Source organism: Pseudomonas sp. MWU15-20650 (assembly GCF_023242475.1).
Taxonomy (GTDB): domain Bacteria; phylum Pseudomonadota; class Gammaproteobacteria; order Pseudomonadales; family Pseudomonadaceae; genus Aquipseudomonas.
Genome location: NZ_JALJFG010000001.1, coordinates 111,523 through 128,084 on the forward strand (window position 1 = coordinate 111,523; position 16,562 = coordinate 128,084).

The 16,562-nt window shown below is 53.7% G+C and carries 16 protein-coding genes; 2 read left to right on the forward strand and 14 right to left on the reverse strand.

The features are described 5' to 3' along the window. Positions 1-351: 351 nt before the first annotated feature. Positions 352-1,071, forward strand: coding sequence for a response regulator transcription factor (locus tag M5B43_RS00550; RefSeq protein ID WP_248748325.1), 720 nt, complete (start codon positions 352-354; stop codon positions 1,069-1,071). A 312-nt stretch (positions 1,072-1,383) separates the two neighbouring features. Here the strand turns inward: M5B43_RS00550 and M5B43_RS00555 are convergent, their stop codons facing one another. The 5 genes from M5B43_RS00555 to M5B43_RS00575 form a co-directional block, all read right to left on the reverse strand. Beyond that, positions 1,384-3,756: a DEAD/DEAH box helicase gene (locus M5B43_RS00555; RefSeq protein WP_248748326.1), complete on the reverse strand. Its 2,373-nt coding sequence runs from the start codon at positions 3,754-3,756 to the stop codon at positions 1,384-1,386. A 204-nt stretch (positions 3,757-3,960) separates the two neighbouring features. Further along, a complete protein-coding gene (locus tag M5B43_RS00560; protein ID WP_248748327.1) occupies positions 3,961-4,752 on the reverse strand; it encodes a hypothetical protein in 792 nt (263 codons plus the stop codon). Between the two features lie 153 nt (positions 4,753-4,905). Further along, on the reverse strand, positions 4,906-5,238 hold the full coding sequence (locus M5B43_RS00565) for a YegP family protein (protein WP_248748328.1): 333 nt from the start codon (positions 5,236-5,238) through the stop codon (positions 4,906-4,908). Positions 5,239-5,529: 291 nt separating this feature from the next. Next, positions 5,530-6,090: a helix-turn-helix transcriptional regulator gene (locus M5B43_RS00570; protein ID WP_003340138.1), complete on the reverse strand. Its 561-nt coding sequence runs from the start codon at positions 6,088-6,090 to the stop codon at positions 5,530-5,532. Next, positions 6,087-7,196: an ATP-binding protein gene (locus M5B43_RS00575; protein WP_248748329.1), complete on the reverse strand. Its 1,110-nt coding sequence runs from the start codon at positions 7,194-7,196 to the stop codon at positions 6,087-6,089. Before M5B43_RS00575 ends, M5B43_RS00570 begins: the two co-directional genes overlap by 4 nt. 186 nt (positions 7,197-7,382) lie before the next feature. On the opposite strand from M5B43_RS00575, the gene M5B43_RS00580 reads away from it, so the two are divergent. Then, the gene (locus tag M5B43_RS00580; protein ID WP_248748330.1) at positions 7,383-7,886 is read left to right on the forward strand and encodes a hypothetical protein; all 504 of its coding nucleotides are present in this window, start codon (positions 7,383-7,385) and stop codon (positions 7,884-7,886) included. Positions 7,887-7,965: 79 nt separating this feature from the next. Here M5B43_RS00580 and M5B43_RS00585 read toward each other — a convergent pair whose 3' ends face one another. The 9 genes from M5B43_RS00585 to M5B43_RS00625 form a co-directional block, all read right to left on the reverse strand. Beyond that, positions 7,966-9,102, reverse strand: a complete 1,137-nt coding sequence (locus M5B43_RS00585; RefSeq protein ID WP_248748331.1) for a hypothetical protein — start codon at positions 9,100-9,102, stop codon at positions 7,966-7,968. Positions 9,103-9,194: 92 nt separating this feature from the next. Continuing rightward, positions 9,195-9,419 carry a hypothetical protein gene (locus M5B43_RS00590; protein ID WP_248748332.1) on the reverse strand — a complete coding sequence of 75 codons (225 nt, stop codon included), beginning with the start codon at positions 9,417-9,419 and terminating at the stop codon, positions 9,195-9,197. Between the two features lie 114 nt (positions 9,420-9,533). Continuing rightward, complete coding sequence (locus M5B43_RS00595) at positions 9,534-9,971, reverse strand: antitoxin Xre/MbcA/ParS toxin-binding domain-containing protein (protein ID WP_186728455.1); 438 nt, start codon at positions 9,969-9,971, stop codon at positions 9,534-9,536. A 31-nt stretch (positions 9,972-10,002) separates the two neighbouring features. After that, entirely contained in the window at positions 10,003-10,341 is a 339-nt protein-coding gene (locus M5B43_RS00600; RefSeq protein WP_186611276.1) for a hypothetical protein, read from the reverse strand. 147 nt (positions 10,342-10,488) lie between these two features. Next, on the reverse strand, positions 10,489-10,845 hold the full coding sequence (locus tag M5B43_RS00605; RefSeq protein ID WP_248748333.1) for a hypothetical protein: 357 nt from the start codon (positions 10,843-10,845) through the stop codon (positions 10,489-10,491). Between the two features lie 137 nt (positions 10,846-10,982). After that, positions 10,983-12,827, reverse strand: coding sequence for a TniQ family protein (locus M5B43_RS00610; protein ID WP_248748334.1), 1,845 nt, complete (start codon positions 12,825-12,827; stop codon positions 10,983-10,985). Beyond that, entirely contained in the window at positions 12,824-13,768 is a 945-nt protein-coding gene (locus tag M5B43_RS00615) for a TniB family NTP-binding protein (RefSeq protein WP_248748335.1), read from the reverse strand. The genes M5B43_RS00610 and M5B43_RS00615 overlap by 4 nt, the downstream gene beginning before the upstream one ends. Then, the gene (locus tag M5B43_RS00620; RefSeq protein ID WP_248748336.1) at positions 13,765-15,732 is read right to left on the reverse strand and encodes a transposase; all 1,968 of its coding nucleotides are present in this window, start codon (positions 15,730-15,732) and stop codon (positions 13,765-13,767) included. Before M5B43_RS00620 ends, M5B43_RS00615 begins: the two co-directional genes overlap by 4 nt. After that, positions 15,729-16,457: a TnsA endonuclease N-terminal domain-containing protein gene (locus M5B43_RS00625; RefSeq protein ID WP_248748337.1), complete on the reverse strand. Its 729-nt coding sequence runs from the start codon at positions 16,455-16,457 to the stop codon at positions 15,729-15,731. The genes M5B43_RS00620 and M5B43_RS00625 overlap by 4 nt, the downstream gene beginning before the upstream one ends. Between the last annotated feature and the right edge of the window lie 105 nt (positions 16,458-16,562).

Sequence of the window (16,562 nt, forward strand, 5' to 3'; positions counted from 1 at the left end):
TGTCGCTCGGCAAATGGGACAGGCACCACTGGAGGGCTAGAGGCACCGCTCGTTTCCGCTCCCAAACCTGTCGCAATTATCAACAGAATCATCCGTCCCCACAGATTGATCTGCTCCACGACGATCGCTCGTCCTGGCACAGCATAAAGCCTGATTGCCATTGATACTTTTCCTGACGGTCTCGAGCCGGTATCTTCCCAGCTTGGGTAGTGATGACTTCCAACGGCTTAACGGCCATTTGATATCAGCGTACCTCCGGATCCAGGGGAGTTGAGAATTTGGCGATAATTGTTCAGATTCATAGCTGGCCAGGCACAACAGCCGCACTCATCAAGAAGAAAGGACCCTCCCATGCGTGTCGCAATACTGGATGACGAACCTGCAGAACTACGGCGGGTAGAACAGACACTGCGACAAATCCCCACCGCCTCGGAACAGCCATGGACGCTGCATTGCTTTGAGAACGGTGAAAGCCTGCTGCGCCAACTGCGGCGCGAAACATTCGACCTGCTGATCCTCGACTGGCAATTACCCGATCTGAGCGGCCTGGCGCTATTGCGCTGGACCCGTGAGCATATGGAAGTACCACCTGCCGCCATCATGCTCACCAGCCGTGATGCCGAGAGCGATATCGTCCAGGCATTGAATAGCGGCGCAGATGACTACGTCAGCAAACCCTTTCGCCCCAACGAGCTCAAGGCCCGGGTGATAGCGGTCCTACGACGTCATGGCTTGCACAAATCTGCCGCCAGCGAAGTACTTACCTTTAATGACCTGACATTCGACGACGCCGAGCTGACCGTCACTCGGGCCGGCAAGCCGATCAGCCTGACCGAACGCGAGTACCGCCTGGCCCGTTGCCTGTTCGCCAACCTGGCACGACCGCTGTCCCGTGAATACCTCTATGAGCGGTTCTGGACCCACGAAGAGATGGTCTCATCGCGCCCACTGGATACCCATATCTATCGCCTGCGTAACAAGCTGGGGCTAACCGCAGATAGGGGTTGGCAGTTGCTGACGATCTACGGGTATGGGTATCGACTGGAGAGCGTGGCGACACCTGAAAGCTGAAGACAGCTTGGATGTTCCACGTGGAGCATTTCTAAAATCGCTCATTTCAGCCCCAAATAAAAAAGGCCAACGCTAAGCGTTGGCCTTTTATTTTACTAGCGGGGAACCTGATGTCGATGGGCATATTAAGTGTCATGGCTACCCTAGGTGGAATCAGGGTTCCACGTGGAACATGAGCACGATAACTGTCACATCTGAGCAACAATTAGTGTCGTACTGCGGACTATTGACCTTATTAAATGTCGTTTTCATAACCAGCATCCTCACCTAATGAAGGAGCTTGCTGGCGGCATCCAAAAAGGAACCGTTCTGCTAGAGCAAGTCCATCGTGGCTAGGGAGTCAGCCATTCGGTAACCCATCGCTTTGTACCCCGCCTGCCGTTTATCCCACATCCTCATCAATGCAGCATTGCCCGCGTCAACGAAGTCGATCACTCGCACGTCGACCTTATCGGCATGTGATCGATGCAACCGCCCCGCATATTGCTGAAGGATGCCCTTCCATGAAATGGGCATTGCCAGCACCAGCGTGTCCAACGGCGGATGATCGAAGCCTTCACCTACTAGTTTTCCTGTTGCGAGCAGCACTCGTGGAGCATCAGGGGGAAGGGACTCAAGCTCATGCATACTGGAAATCCGCTGTTTCTTAGGCACTCGCCCATGAAGCGCGAAAAGGTTATGCACGCGCTGCTTCAATTCTAATTCAAGGGCATCCACATGTTCCGTCCGCTCCGTTAGCACTAGAATTTTTCGGCCCTCGTTGTACGCCAGCTCAATCTCCGAGACGATTTTAGCTGTCCGCTCAGAGTCGTCGGCTAGACGCCGAAAAACGTCCTGAATGCCAAAGCCCTCGGGGACCACTATTGGTTTGGGCATCAATCGAGGCACGACAGATAGGTCATGGGGCGCACTCGCTGGTCGAGCAGCAGAATGTCGGATCGGTCCGCACTGCATGAAAATAATGGGCTGCTGCCCATCTCGGCGCACTGGGGTTGCTGTGAGTCCCAGTACGTACCGCGCAGTCGCGCTCCTCAGTAGCGCCTCGAATGACACTGCTGATAGGTGATGACACTCATCAACGATGATCTGGCCGTAGTTTTTCACCTGATCGCTGATCTCGCCTTTTCGCGATAACGACTGCATTACGGCAATGTCGATGATGCCTGTAAGCTTCGCTTTTCCGCCCCCAAGAGTTCCAACGACACCATTCCCGACTCCCAAGAACACCTGCAAGCGCTCTTGCCACTGCCTTAACAGTTCCGTCCGATGCACAAGCACCAACGTGTTAATGCCACGTGCGGCAATCAACGCAGCAGCACTCACCGTTTTACCGAAAGCTGTCGGTGCGCAGAGGATACCGGTGTCATGACTTAGCATTGCGCTGACAGCAGCCTCTTGGTCAGAACGCAGGGTCCCGAGAAAGCTCACGTAGATGGGGTCGCCCGCGAAGCGTTCGTCTTTAAGAATAGGGGTAACCCCGTTTTCCTCTAAAAGCTCCAGCGCAGCATCCAAACAGCCACGTGGTAACGCAATATGTTTGGGGAAGTTCTGGGCACAGCCGATAATCCTTGGCTTGTTCCACACTGACATGCGCATGGCCTGAGCTTTGTAGAACTCAGGATTTTGAAAGGCAGCGAGCCGGACAAGCTGGTTTGCCAATGGCTGTGGCAATTCCGACTTTTCAAAGTAAATTAAGTTAGCCAGCGTGATGTTGACAGCAGCAGGCAACGGGCATGTCAATTTACGTGATCTCGATTCACGATCTTTCCAAGGTTCTGCATCACCTTCGTCATCGACATAGGCGACCCCTAGAGGGTCCCGATTACCCATCGCCTGGATAATAACGGGCTGGATATCTTCTGGACTCATGCGCTGAATCGATGCCAGGAAGGCCCATTGATCAGGATGAGGCTCAAGCGAGTCGTCTACAAAAACGCTATTGTTTTGGGCCCTGGCCCGCTTTTGTAAAGGGAGCGCGATGAGATTTCCAAAGCCGCCTTTGGGCATATAGTCCTGGTTTGGAAACAGTCGATCATAGGAGCTGAGCGCCAACTGGCGGGTGCGCTCACAGGCATGACTGATGATTGCAGCACCGAGGCGGCGCGCATCGCAGGCAGGAACATTACGCTTAAAGAAAATCCAGCCATGAGCCCCTTGGCCTGAGCGCGATATTTCCAGCGCCACCGGGACGTTCAGCTCATGGCATGACTGCACAAAAGCTTTGGAATCATCACGCCATTCGGCCTCATCGAAGTCGACTGCCAAAAAATAACAAGTGTCATCAGAGAGTAGGGGGTAGATACCAACGACCACTTCGCCCGCCAGATGGCGATAGACCACCTCATCGGTCAGCGGAAGCAGCTGGCGGTTACCGCAGTCGCCACATTTAATTCGTGGCTTCTCACAAACGCCAGGCCTCCATTCGTTTGCGCAAGCGGGTGCGTATCCTGATTTGCCTGCCTTGCTTTCCCAGCGGATGGGATAAACGTCCGTCCTACCACGAAACAAGCTTCGGAATAGGGCAAGCTTTCCATCAGTATCGAGTTGTTGCGAGCGCTCAAGTGGAGCCGCTGGTAGCTTGACCAGCTCATTAGGCAGCCGCCATTCGATGCCATGAGCATCCAACAAGGCAATCAGCCGTGTATTTTCAGCCTGTAGCTTCGCCACCAGATTTGGGTCCATCACCCGCTTTCAGCCTCTACATCTCAGGAGAAGACTATAGCCTAACGCTACAATCCTCAGCCCATCAGAAAAATATCGAGACTATCGAACGACTGAGGTTCGGTCATTAAGAACCTCAGGCTGCATGGTGATTGGCTTTAAAATTACGGCAGAATCCATATTCGCTGAAGCAGGTAGTGACACACAAGTTATGAGACACGACTGACGTTAAGACTCATCATAAATAGCCGTGTATTCAGTACCCTTCGGCTTGATCCACAATTTGTTATTTGTCCGCCCCCGGTTCAACCGTCCAAAAACCAAGAAATGCATGCCCTCAAGCTCCGTCCACTTGGCACGGTGATAGTCTAGAAAAGCCTTGCAGACCTCCTTGCCGACGATCACGCTGACGTTTTCTTTATCTCCGGTATTGATCCATCGAGATCCATCCTTGGACTCGCGGGTATCCTGAATATCACCCCAAAAACCTCTGAGCTGACCCACGTGCTCTTCCGTGATGTCAGAAAAATTCACGAACAAATCACGCGCTCGAAACTCACCTACTTCGGGCAACTCAATGGTTTGATCTGAATGTCTGAACGCTTCGGAATATATTAAATTCTTCAAAATTGGTCGGAGTCGGCGCTTAGATATTGCTCGCTTGCTCCCCCCAAGGCCAACGTACCTGCCACCAGAACCACCGCCTGTCCCACCCAACACTGGGTCACCGTTCACGTTCTCCGCCGCACCGTAACGGAGGTCTAGAACGATGCGATCACCAGGGTTACGTAACATGTCCTGATCATCGCCGCCGCCCTCACCGCGTTCAGACTCAGGTGCAGCGAATGTGCAATTCAGATGAGGACGAGCCCGGAAATGCGGTCCTTGTCCGCTTCGCGCCTCTTTGACAAAAATTGCTCGGGTACCACACTTGATACAAACGAGGTGTCGCCGTTTATTCGCTAGTTCAGAAGGGGGAAGTTTGGCGAACTTTGCAGCGGGATATTCAGCGCCGTCCACGATACATCTTGCTATGTCCATAACAATGCCTTCAGCTAGAGCCCTATATGCAGACGCATCAGGACAATAATGTGTCCTCAGATTTGCTCGTCTGAATCCGTCACACTAAAAAAGCCCCTAAATCCAGGGGCCCTAATGAGAACCCGACTGGGTTCAGGTCAAATCTACTACCGGCGCCGTTGGCGCATATGCCTTCACCGCAGTAATGCCGGCATCACGCGATTGAGTTGTTGTGTAGGTTTCGCTTACTCCTATCACCTGGTTATTGCTCGCAGTTAACGTGAAGTAGTACTGGTAATTCGTGGAGATTAGTTTTTTATAGTAATTGTCATAAGGCGAGTGAATTTTTACTGACTGGATACCGTTCTGGCAGTTGGCTTTAGTCGTATACCCCTCACTGGCAAGGATTTTTTCTCCATTCGGAGCCTTGAGGTGGAAGTAATATTGTCGATTGCTACCCAGAAAAATCTCAAATTTTGCACTCATTTTCGTACTCCTTATTTCTCTTTGCGGACGCCCTTGAACGGCGTTTTGTCCGAGGTTTTTACGTCCATGAACTGGCCAGTTTCCGAATCTCGTTTCACCCAATGCCCTGAAGGCGTCTGAGTTTGAGAGCGATCCCGGACAGCGCCTTTACGGTGCCCATCACCTGCTGGAGGGTTTGTAGCCATGTCGATCACCATTCTGATTAATTGATCCAGTTTAACCAGGTATTAAACGAACAACCCCCTGGCTTATGGGAAAGACTACTCGCTGATTCTGATTGTGTAAAGCTGTTTAAGCAGATTCGCCTATCGCGTGGTACACGTACTCGATACCGCCTGACTCAGCGGTTTCTTCTGCTCTAAGAATGTAGCCCTGATCCAGCAATTTTTTTAACTTGGTACTGGCGTTAGGCACTGAAATTTCGAGTGTTTCAGCCACCTTAGCCGCAGTGACGGAGCGTTTGGAAAGCACGTAATGTAAAAGCTCTTTCGCGGAGGAACTGATCTCAGGACCAATGACCTCGAAATTATCCCCATCCCAGACGGTGAGAGGCTGGTCTTTTGCGTGGGCCGCATAGCTCCAGTTATCGAGTAAATCCCGATTTTTTACATCTTTTAGAAAAAAACCGCGCTCCCCTTTAAAATGCTTGGCAACAGCAACCACACTTTCCCTAGGAAAGGATGCATCCGTCGCCTCTATGTCAGCCAGAGAGATACCAAACAAGGCGTACTGAGGATGAGCCTCAACGACGTCAAGGAGTTTACGAAAGGTGGCTTTCCCTTGGACGTTGCCAAAGGGATGGTCATCGTCGGTGAGTCCACCGAGATTGACGATATAAGATTTCTGATTCATTTTTTCAGTTTAACCAGAGTCGCCTGACTGTCAATCAAGAATTCAAAGCAGATGTGCGTTCCGAGCAAGGAGGGCATACCTACGCGATAGCTACTCGTCAGCTTGCCTTCTGTATAAACCATGATTAGCTCGAAATTCTGTTGTCGGATAGAGACCGTCGCGTTGTAGTTCGCTGCCACATCGCCACTGCGCTTAAGGCCTAGGCCACGACCATCATCACTTGAGCTGGAGATCTGACCCTGCTGGAACACCTGTAGCACAAGCTCGGGACCCGCTTCGGGCTGGGAAAAATCGAGCTTTCCAAAAATAGCTGGATACTTTTCCGCCAGTACCGGCTGGAGACTCCCAACGATACCAACCCCACTGTCGGATATTACCGTCTGGATTTTTCCACCCTTTGGGTAGTGCTGGAGTGCTGCGAAGCCTGGGATTTGAGACCGCGCATGGTCTCGCACGTTGCCAAATAGCTCAGAAATAACGGTGAATGCGGATTGTGAGTAACGCTCACCTGCACAGCTGACAAGGCTATTCTTCAAACGTTTGGGGATAGTCTCATCGGGTAACAGGTGGTCAATCGACGCCAGCTCAACCACACCATTATTATTACCATGATGTGCTTTGGCTGCCGACCACTTCGGCCTGTTTGGAAGAACGTTTACTTTGCCATCCAAATGATCAAAGAACCCGAGCCGATTAAAGTAGGTCAGCGTTGTTTTGCACGCGCTGAAATCAATCGATACCGACTTATTCAACATTACCAACTGATTGCACAACGCTAAAATACGTGCGGCTGCGTCAATCATGATTTTGCAGCCCAAGGGCACAACAAATTCGACCACCGAGCACTCAAGATCCAATGGTGAACCGGTGGCCGCCAGCGACTCCTCGAAGGAAGCGCTCCCAACCCAGGCACCCGATTTAAGAGCGATTGTCAGCTTTCCAGAGTTCACCAATGACCAGCAACTGTTTTCATCCTGAATAAAAACCTCACGTTGTCCATAGAGGATAGGGTTCACCACAGACTTCTGCGTGCCGAGATGGCGGGCAATTTCTTTTGCCATGGCGCCTGGGTTCAATCTCAGAAACGTCTCAATATCAGCAATCATCAATAGACTCAATCACCTAATTTCCTTGGCTCTCAGCCTTCCTAGCCGAGTTGTACGGCGAGCACGGGCAGACACTATTCATGCGTCACCAGACACCGTCCGCGTACTATAGTGGCCTATCGACACCAAGACAAAGAATTAACCGAGCGACCCTCGCCCCTCATCCACCGACCTTGGAAATCCAGCATGCTTTCAGAACAATTTGATCTTAGCCCACACGAGAACCGTTGGTTTACTTGGGCAGAAGTCGAGGAATGTTTCTGGCCAGGTCAAGGAGGTCGATCTCACGCCGTCAATCCAAGCCTGGCGAACGTCAGAAATGCAGGAGGTATTTACTGTATTGCTTGGGGCACTACCAGCAAGATGCCCACTCCAGATGAACAGCAGGTGCAATACATCGGACAAACAAAAAATTTTAAAGCGCGTATGGCTCAGTTTGCGTCGTCAGCGGGTATTTTTTGGGATGACCGTTACGACGGGCATTCGGCTGCGTGGCGCTGGCCACAAGGAGCGACTGCAAAAATGATGATCGCGTTTTTTCCATTGTCAGCGACTGAACCTGATCACATGAATACTGGACGCTTATTTTGGTACGAGGCATTGGCGATCAATTTGTACTTCATTAAACATGACAACCGTCTGCCCCCACTCAATGTTGTGAAGAGCCCTATCGCAGTCGAACTCAGTTAGAGACTGATTTTATGAGATTCAGGGCCCCTTGCTGCAATCGAGTCGTGGCCCACAGACAAAGCGGCTGCCTTCGCCGCATCTATTTAGGAATTACAATTTCCTCATCTAATACATCCACCACACCCAGTTTGAGCGGATCAATCCAGTCCGCTTTGGCACGCCCCCAACGGAGTAGTTCTCGCTGCTCCACAGTCAGCTCGTACTGTTCGACACCTTGTTCCAGTGCATTGAGGTACTCACGGATGGCCTGCGCACGCCGCCAGTTCTGCGCATCGATTTCAAGCTTCGCCAGCCGCTGCTCTTCCGCGTCGTATTGGTGTTTTCGCTCCAGCGCAATTTCGCGAACTCGCTGACGTTCGGCATCCTCAATCGCCTGACGCTCATTACGGACCAGTAAGCCGATCGCTCTGGTGGCCATCAGGCCAATAAGTTTGTTGAGCTGTTGCTCCACCGAGCGACGATCCGAATCCGTGATTTTCCCCCCAAAACCTTCGTCTGCCATAACCTGTAGCCGCCCGGACGGCGTGAACTGCCATTTTGGCCAGTAACTCCATCCGCCCTTGGCCTTTGCAGTTAACTGGGCAGCTGAGGGCACGTAATCCGAACGCAACGACGGTTCGTAAAGGCGTAAACGCAATGCATCGCCAAACATCACGACCTCGATCGGCTGTTTCCCTTGTTGAACGGAATACCCGCGCTTCTCTAATGCTTTCAACAGCGTGTCCGCTACTCTTAATGCGCGACTTTGCAGCGCGGCAGATACCGAAATATTCAGCCCATTACCGTGCGTCTGCGGCATTCCGCGCTTATCAATAATCGGTCGAACTAAAGCTTCGCGAGCAGCCGCGACAACGGGATGCCACACCTTGATGCGCTCCGGTACCACAATCTGGTTTTCGGGCTGCTGCTCAAAGGTCAGTACTTGCTGAAGACGGCTGTCCACCACTTCAGTGGCCTGAGCCTGAGGAGAGGGCTGCCCGACAGGGCGATACAAATAACCGGGGTGGCCAGTGTATTCGCGCAGCTTGGGGCGCGGGGACACGCGCTTACCCACCTTGACCTTGGCCCAATGACCCCGTGGCGGCGTGGGGATTTGCAGGCGTGAGCAGAGCTTTTTCAGCCCGACGTCGGACAGGCCGTAGCGCGGCGCGACCGCCTGCACCGGCTCGGACCAGACTTCATCCAGCAGCTTTGCCCGGTCATAGCGTTCCACCATTTAACTCATCCTCGATTATGCGCAGCGCGGTTCGACTCCCTATAGGTCTGCGCTGAGCACCACTCAACAAGCCCCCGGTGCCCACACGGCCATCAACCCAGCGATTCCCAGCCCTTTACCCGCGAGTCTTCTGGTGTATCGGCGAGCAGTTGCTCCAGACTCAGCTTGTTGCGACCCGGCCGCACGATGAGCATGTCCTGACCGACCCTGATGCATTCCACCACAGAACCCGTCTTCAGGTGGTTCTGCGCCACAAATTCATCCGGTAAGCTGAGGACCAGGGCCCCCTTGAAGCGACGCAGTACCAGCGTATTCATCAGGATGTCCTCAGGTTCATTACAACTGTTCGGTGGCAGAAGGGGCAGATCGACCCACAGCTGAACCCAGTGCAATTCGCAGTAGGCCGTTTGAAGGACGATCCGAATTCGCTGTCAACTCAGGACGCCATGTTCGACTTGTCCAATCAACGTTAGCAGCGCCTGTCTCTCGACGGCCGTGGCCAGCATGTCCTTTGGACGACGCCCGCCGAGTCCATACTGCGGCGTGTCCATCCACCCATTGGCCATGCCGGTATCACCCTCGAAGAGACAGCTCGCGTGCACCAGCACCAAAGCAATTTGAAACAGTTGATCGCTTTCACGGCTATTAAAGCGCCCATGCTGGCGTCGGCGCCGCAACGTTGAGGGGGACATCGACAGCCATGCTCTCAGTGCAGGGGACGTCAGCTGAAACACACTGATCAGGTGATCCCACACAGCAAAGGGGAAGCCGAGGCGAACCAAGCCCAGCAGGTGCTCACCTTGCGAAGGAAGGCCCAAACGCTGCCAATAGGCATCCTTCATCTGGCCGTCATGGGCTAACAGGCTCATCGCGTTCCTCCGAGCGGTAGAACACCTCAATTCAATGCAGGCAGTATCGCGAGCCCAGCCGCGCAGCGGTGCTGAATAAGCTCAGCAAATGCGTCAGGGATTTGCGTCCTCCGTGAGTGTGAAAATTCACGATGAGAAAGCGCTCGCGGTCGCTTGTTTCAATCAAATACCGATGCTGATACTCCAGCACTTGGCTAATTGGCTCCGAAAGGATCAATGCCCCATCACGGTACTCCAAGCTCTTGTAAACCGTACCTATCACGCAATAACTGCTGATATAGGCATCGAGGAGGTAGCCGGTGATCCACTGCTCGGGGTAACTTTCCAGCAGGGCGCTGAGCAACATTCGCACTTTTCGGTCGGTCAGCATTGATTCACCTCCACCTCGGGATGGACGCATCGATGGATGCCGAGTCAGCCAACGGAATGCACCTGACAGTCTCGACTGAGGCTGCGTAAACCTGTTTTTTTGCGTAAACCGGTGCGGTTTACGTAAAACAAAAGGTTTACGCGGCCTCTACTGGCAGTGGCGTGCCGTGGGATGAACCCCTTTCAGCGAAATCTTGAGAAATGCGTCCAATGATCGACGGCCACCCTCTCGGGCAAAACTGACGATCACATAAAAGCTGCCGCTCGCTGTAATGCAGATCCAATGACGTTCCCGCTCTTCGACGCGATAAATGTCCGACGTTCGAATCGTGTGTCCGTCACGCAGCCAACCATCCGGTCTCGCTTTCGCATGACCGTACACTTGCCCGACACAACAACAGGCAACCATCCGCACGTTGATCAGATAACCCGTCACGGGAGCCTCAAACTCCGTGCGCCTGGCGCGCGCCAGCTGGCGTAAAGCGTAATGACTGACAGGAGCCATTGCTTACCTCCAGAACCCGATTGAAGCAGTGCCTCGCCAGCCATCACACTCACTGCGAAGGCGGGCACACTTAGGATCGATAGGCGCACATGGCTCAGTTACTTCGCCACTCAACGCTCGCGCCGTACAACCAGCTCTTATTGCAAAACAGGAGAGGTACTGAAACGCTCTCGTTTGCTGGGCTGGGCTGCCCTGACCAAATCGTCGATGCGCAGCAATACGCCGCGTCGAGTACCCTGGCCGGTTCTTGGTGCGAGTGCAGGTTCAACCCCGCCGGGTACCAATCCTCGCAACATCCAAATGGATTTCGTATCGTTGCGGCGCGCCAAGTCGGCTAGCACGGCAAACTCAGAGGTGAACTCCAACAACCCGGACAGCGGAATCACCCAATGCAATTTGCCATTGACTGACTCTCTATGCGCCTTCAAAAAACCGGTCTCAATCCATTCCTTAATCGACTCATGCTTCCAGCCGCGAAGACGCGCGAGCTGGGTAATGCTCAACACCGGTTCGAGCTGTTCCTCTTCAAAACAGCCTTTGATTTCAGCCATGTCGTAGCGCAGACCCGCGATGCCCGGCACTTCAGCAATAACCGCCACAGGAAGAATTTCCTGGTGCAGAATTTTTTGCAGGACCTGACAAATGTGCGTATCCGGGATGCCGTTTTTGCTTGAGATGCCTTGCAGTCCCACCCAGGCTGACTCGTCAACCGCTCGTGATTGAACGCCCTTATGCAGGCGTTTCACCAATGTATCGACATCGACAGCCAGAAATTCGGCGGATACCAGCGAGGGACGTTGGGCCTTGGTCTTTCTATCCAATGCACCGGATTGCATGAGCTTTTCAAATACCACTTTGCTAACACCTAGTCGACGTCGAACCTCGGTCGCGGTCAGGTAATGCAAGCGATCTTGGCGCACTTTCTCGACGACGTCCCGGTGAATGGAAACGAATCGATTTTTGCCGTTAACAGTGACTTTACCCCGGATTTCGCCAGTGGTCACCGCGCTACGAATCAATTGCGAGCCAATTCCAATCAGACGTCCAGCTTCTTCCGAAGTCAGCCAACACTTGTCTTTTAGGTGTTGCGGATCGATGGTGCTGAGCCGCAGGTTAAGGTGGCCGTCAAAGTTATGGGTCAGATGCTGGACCAGCGCTTGCCGAATACAGTCATACGCCGGATCGGTGTAGCGCTGATGCAACTCGCGGTACCAGCCCCCCAATCGTTTGGCCAAACCTGGCCCTTCAGTGCTGGCCAGGCGGCTGCGCAGAGCCTCATCGAAACGCGTCGGCCATTGCAACAGCAGGCCAAAACCGGTGTGCGCCTCTACCATCATTTCATCGGCCGTCGACTTGCCCCGTGAACGACTCTGACCGGTGAACTGCTTGCCGAGCAAACACAACAAATCGACCAGATCGGCAGGAGGCAGACCACTGCGCCAAGCCGGTGGCAGCGAGTGTCGAGCCTGATGCTCTACACCCAGCATGAGCGCTGAAAGGGCCAGCGTCTGCTCGCTGGCTGTGACGCCAGTATTTTGCGCGTAAGGCTGGCCACAATCGCAGCGTTCAAGCTGACCGAGCGCATTGAAGCCTTGGCCACAGGCGACGCAGCTCGACACCAACTGAATGTCGTGATGAGGGCAGGCTGTCATCAGCACATGGCCCCAACCGATGCGTTGATAAGGATGCTGTGCAATACACCGGGGGCATACCTTGTGACCCTCACGGATCTGATATTTGGGGCGAAGCATGACGTTGCAACTGTCTGGAGCAGGTTGGCGAACGGCCAACTGGGCAGCATCGAGGTGCAACATCTCCGCCAGCCGGGCAAGCTCCGTGTCACTGTAGGCCAACCGGGATTTCACCCCGAAGCTGGCCAAGAAGGCTTTAAGGCTTGGGGCCAGGTTACGCTCACTGACCCGTCGCAGAAAACCGTGCAGAGACTCATCGGAATACGGTTGCAGACGCACGATCAAGCTCATGACGCCACTCCCTTTGCGACGGACCGGGGCACAGACATGTGTGCCTCGGTCAACATTCTGGCGAACCCTTGCCCCAGTAGACTTTCTACAGGGGGGTTGCCTTCAAAGGGATTAAATTCGAGAAAGCGGGTGTTGATTGCTTCCGCGTAGGCGCGGACCAAGGTCTGCTCCGTGATGCGCTGATTCGTTGCCAAATGCTCTACGGCATGGAGCAGCTTCACCAGCATGCCAATGCGCCCCAAGCAGGCGGCATAGACGCGTCTGGCATAGTCCAAGTCTGTCGCATCAGGAATGACCCAGCCAGCATCACTAAATGCTTCAGTCAATGACAACAGGGCACGGCGAAACTCCAATTGCTCGCCTTCGTGATTCCAGTTGTAGGGACGAAACTCGAACACGGCTTCAGCGCGGTCGCGCAGTTGTTCATTGCGGATCAAGACCTCGTTTGCCAAAGGCAATCCAGTGAGCACCAAGGTCAGCCCCATCTCTTCGCCGAGCACCTTCAACCAGTCCGCCGCTTCCCGGGCAGCAGTGCGAGAACCACGCTCGGCAAAATGTTGCATTTCATCGAAGACCAGGACTCTCGTCCCGGTAATCTTGATCAACTCGCAAGCCATGCGAGTCAGCTCTTCAGAGCTTGAACGGTTATAGCGCGGGGAACCCAAACCCTCTAGCAAGGCAATAGGCAAGGAGCGACGCGTTGGATTTACCGGCGTTACGACGCGCACAATGGGCATACGTCGAATGCCGTCGACCACTTTTGGCACGTTGTCGGCCATAACCGTTTTCACCAGTTCGCTCTTGCCGACCCGGGTCGGTCCAAAGATCGGCAGGATCAAGGATTCGCCGGCCAGACCACGCTTGACCGTAGACTCCAAACGGCTCAGTGCCTGGCTGAAGGTTGCGTGCTCGATCAACTCGTATTTCACCAGAGCACTCATTGTGCGTCTCCTTTAACGGATTTCTTGCGACGCGGCGCGGCTGAGAGCACTGCTGTCGTAGACGGAGTGTCAAGAATCGTCTCGACTGCCGGACGAGACGTCTCTTGGCGCAAGGTCTTGAACCGCTCTTCTTCACGCTCCCGCCCTCGCGCAGCATGATTCTTATCTTTCATACTTCCACCGACCGCCCGGTCACGACCTTCTTTCAGCATCTGCATATCAGCGATTTGGTAGTCCTCGCCGGACAACTGGGCATCGCTTTTCCCGAGGGCGCGGCGAATAGTGCGCGCCTCTTCAAAGCCGATCAAAGGCATCCCAGGCCGCTTGTTGTACGCTTCGATCAACACATCGGCATCGTCGGGATCAACCACAAAAATCGAGCGACAATCGAGCGGATTGAGCCGTACCTTAACCTTGGTTTTTTGCCCCCGGCGCTGATACAGCTTGCTCAACTCGAAACTGTTGTATTTCATGGTGTCGTGACACACACCCTCCCGACCCAACGTTTTTTCACAGGTGTGATAACGCAGACAAGCATTCCTGAACTCCACAGGATCTGGCGGTGGCATCACTGGATGTTGCCTCTTCAACAACTCCATGGCCCGTGCCGGCGAGCAGCCAGGTTCAAAGCGGTGCTCCAACCGTTGAAGTGGGGTTTGCATGTACACGTCCGCTACCCACTTGATGATCAAAGCCTCAAGCTCCACGACGGTGTACAAACGCTCCTTCATCGCACGCCCAATGGGGTCACGTTCCAATGACGACTGCGACTTCGTGGATCCCTGTAGCGTATTGATCAGGCCAGACTTCAGCGTGCCGAAAAACCGCTCGATAAATGGTTTGGCCTGCGGCTTTCCAGCCATTGGGTAGTCAATCGTGGTGTTCAGATAACGCAGTGCATTCAGCACCACACCGCCGTGATGTTCTTGCGCATTGTCGAGTACGATTGTCTCGATTGCCGCCGGAACCAACCAAGAATTCTTTAGCCGATAACGCTCGCTGAATGCCTCACCTTTTGGCGAAAAGCAAAATTCAAGCGCGGACAATACGAAGTCCTGCGAGGGCTTTTTGATACTGCATTTGAGCATGACAATTGCACCAGTAGCCGCGTCGATACCTGCATAACAGGTAGCCCGACCAATCGGCTGGCCCTGTGCATCGCAGCAAAAAATGTCCAGCGGCGTGGCATCAACTTCGACTCGTTGGTAAGGGCGCTCGACCAGCAACTTGCGGATCGCCGTGCGCATCTCTTGATCGTGCGTAGCTTTCGACACTCGGCCTTGGGTGATCATAGTGTGCTCCATCGCATGAATACGACGACTGACGCTGCGGCGCGAAATGCCACGAAATGGCGCGTTTCGCTGAGCAGCACGCTCTCGACACTGGTGGTTCACCAATTTGGTGATCTGACTGACGTTAAATTTGTCGGTCTGAAAGTACGACCGCATGATTTCATCGGTCACGGTTTCCTCGAAATCCAGATCTTCAAGGGTCTCCATCCGACGTTTATTGCCACAGGCACTAAATCGCGGTGCCATTTGGTCCATTGAGCTAGCGAGGTTCGACGACTTGCGCCAGCGCTGAATTGTCCGCGTGGAGGGTAGGGCCACCTTCAACTGGTCGCAGCGGGCCTTCAGACGCTCAACTGTCTCTGGCCAGGAGCAACCGTCACGACGCGCTTCGTCAATGTACTCAAGCAGCTCAAGCCGTTGATCCAGCGTATCGCGCTCACTCTGCGTCAAGTTGCGCACCGGCAAGGGTTGGACGGCGGACATCGTTGGACCGTAGACACGACGGTATTGGCCTTGCGCGAAACGTTGCTGGAATTCATCGATGTTTAGGACGAACTCTTCACCCAACGAGCCTTGCAGCACAATTTGAGCGATCTCCGGGCGAATGGACGTTACCCGGCGCACCTGGCCGCGTTCGAGGATGATGCTGTCGACTGACAAGGCGCGGTTCATGGGTACACCTCCAAAAACTGGAGGTGAGACAGATCGCCATTAGCCGCACGTACTGTGCTGGTTGGCAAGAAGAGGGGAATGGACAAATCGGCCGTCAGCAACCCAATCAGCAAACCCGCTAGTACTCCGATTCGGCCAGACGTCAAACGCAAGGAAAGTTCTTCGGTCAACCAGTCGGAACGGGAGTCGAGCAAGGTGCATATTTCTCTTTCCGCTGTCGCACGAGTCGACTCAAGATAATCTGCTCGCAGATGGTGCAGGCTAGACAGTGCCTGCATGACCGTGGGCGACACTACGGTGTCTGGGATGATCATGAAGCCAATACCGTGCTGGCGAAGACCGCTCTCAATGCCTGCACGCTTAGCCTCGAACTCCTCAATAAACTGAGAATGCTTGGCATCAATGGCCAGAGCGCTCCCATCATCAAGTCGGCAGAGGAAATCGGGTGTGTAGAAACGCGGCTTAACGCCTGGCCGTGGACAGTAATGCTGACGAGATGGCAGCACCTCGTTGCTCTGCAATTCGAGAGAGAAGGGCTGCGCCGTCAGTTCGATCACGCGCGGATCAATATCCAGCATCACGCCGATATCGCGCTCAAGCGCGCTTTCAACGCGCAAATCGCCACCCTTGCTTTTCAGCGATTTGAATACGAGTGCGCGTCGCCCACGCTTTATTCTGCGGGAAACATCCCTTGCAAAAGAGGGACTATCGATGTCTTTGATCATGCTGGTGTGCTCCTACGATGCACTGGAAAGTGTTATTCGTCGTAGAAGAAAGTCAAATGACTCTAATATCTAATTAACTACAAAAACTGTGCTTACTTAAACAAC